1 protein-coding gene is annotated in these 498 nt (G+C 38.8%); it reads right to left on the reverse strand.

All coding sequences use genetic code 11. The features are described from left to right. On the reverse strand, positions 1-388 hold a 388-nt coding region (locus IC21_RS13250; protein WP_035181017.1), incomplete at its 3' end, for a UPF0236 family transposase-like protein. Positions 389-498: the final 110 nt, after the last annotated feature.

The raw sequence follows: 498 nt of genomic DNA on the forward strand, positions 1-498 counted from the left end.
ACTCTTTTAAAATATCAGCTACTTCCCGATAGGTGTTCTCACTTGCCAACTCTGCCACCTTTAATTCCACTAACGGGCTGTATCGTTGGTGTGGTACCAGCCCTAACCATTCATCCAGAGGATAATGGGAATTTCCTCTCTTGTCATGCATTAATGAGCGTTTAAAGGTCACACTTCCAAATAGAAACTGAATGTTTCTGTTATCACTCCGGCAGTACACCCAGCCCTCCTCTAACTTCTCCTGTTTAATTGTTTTATCTAACTCTTCAAATATTTCCCCAACCCATTGTGTAAAAGCCTTCTGCATCAAAAGTTTAAGCTGTTCTTCAAATTCCATAAGACTTTTTGTATCCTTTAATAATCCAGCAATTATTGATATAATATCCATGGGAAGACCTCTCTCTCTAGATGTTCATCTTGAAGTGTACAATTAGATGATAGAGCGTCTTCCCATTTTTTTCCACTCATCTGCCCCTTCGAGTAAAATTTTACACATAC

It is taken from the genome of Heyndrickxia coagulans DSM 1 = ATCC 7050 (genome assembly GCF_000290615.1).
In the GTDB taxonomy this organism is placed as follows: Bacteria; Bacillota; Bacilli; order Bacillales; family Bacillaceae_C; genus Weizmannia; species Weizmannia coagulans.